This is a genomic window from Komagataeibacter intermedius TF2, from assembly GCF_000964425.1.
Classification (GTDB): domain Bacteria; phylum Pseudomonadota; class Alphaproteobacteria; order Acetobacterales; family Acetobacteraceae; genus Komagataeibacter; species Komagataeibacter intermedius.
Genome location: NZ_BANF01000931.1, coordinates 1 through 253 on the forward strand (window position 1 = coordinate 1; position 253 = coordinate 253).

Genomic DNA, 253 nt, shown 5'->3' on the forward strand with positions numbered 1-253 from the left:
GCGGACCACGTGTTCTCTGCCGTGCAGACGTAGATGCCGCTGGATGCGAAAATGATGGTGCCGGGCGCCCCCGGCGCACTGGCGGACGCAGGCGCGTCCCCGATGGTGATGGTCAGGTTTCCTGCGCCATCAACTCCGGCTGCGCTTGTTTCGATCATGCGCTGCGCATCAAGGCGCGTCGGGTACATGCCCGGGTCGAATGAACGGCCCCGCCGGATGGGGTTAGGCGTTCCCATTGGTTGCCTGCTCCGGC

The 253-nt window shown here is 66.0% G+C and carries 1 pseudogene; it reads right to left on the reverse strand.

The annotated features are described in order from the left end of the window. Positions 1-236 (reverse strand): annotated as a pseudogene (locus tag B7449_RS19560) (hypothetical protein); the annotation flags it as partial. Positions 237-253 lie beyond the last annotated feature (17 nt).